The organism is Psychrobacter sp. 16-MNA-CIBAN-0192, assembly GCF_040309565.1.
In the GTDB taxonomy this organism is placed as follows: Bacteria; Pseudomonadota; Gammaproteobacteria; order Pseudomonadales; family Moraxellaceae; genus Psychrobacter.
Window position 1 is genome coordinate 1 of the sequence record NZ_JBEOOX010000606.1, and the last position, 245, is coordinate 245.

1 protein-coding gene is annotated in these 245 nt (G+C 44.1%); it reads right to left on the minus strand.

Annotated elements, in window-relative coordinates; translation table 11 throughout:
• Positions 1-245 (minus strand): Lcl C-terminal domain-containing protein (locus AAEY78_RS14555; protein ID WP_352340163.1); only part of this gene is annotated, 245 nt, incomplete at both ends.

Sequence of the window (245 nt, forward strand, 5' to 3'; positions counted from 1 at the left end):
CCGCAGGCGTATTAGGGAAAATACTCTTATCTATTAATACATTTTGCCCTTGCTTGCCATAATCTACTAAGCTTAGTAGCTCGGTGTAAGTGGGTACTCGCCAATTTGTGCCACCACAAAAATCTAGCGCATTTACTTCTTGTATATAGCTTTGCAATCCGCAATCAGTATTGCTTGGGCAACTGGAGTTAGCTGCGCCTCTTGCTCCGCCTACTTGAGGGATAGCAGATTCAGTAAGGTACCAT